General features: G+C 44.3%; 1 protein-coding gene. It reads left to right on the forward strand.

Annotated elements, in window-relative coordinates; translation table 11 throughout:
* Positions 1 to 219 (forward strand): tyrosine-type recombinase/integrase (locus DW033_RS25185; RefSeq protein WP_233554315.1); only part of this gene is annotated, 219 nt, incomplete at both ends.

Here is a 219-nt window from a genome sequence, read left to right on the forward strand (position 1 = left end):
GTACAATGCGGCCTTGTCCCGGTTTAACCGGAACTTGAAGACGTTGAAAGAGGTTGCCGGAATAGTCTCGGATGTGACTTCCTACACGATCCGTCATTCCTTTGCCATGTCATTGAAGGAACAAAATGTCCCCATAGAGATGATCAGCGAGTTATTAGGCCATAAATCCATCAAGACAACCCAGATTTATCTAAGAAGTTTCTCGTTGGAGAAAATGAC

The sequence above is a fragment of the Parabacteroides sp. AF39-10AC genome, assembly GCF_003635405.1.
In the GTDB taxonomy this organism is placed as follows: domain Bacteria; phylum Bacteroidota; class Bacteroidia; order Bacteroidales; family Tannerellaceae; genus Parabacteroides; species Parabacteroides distasonis.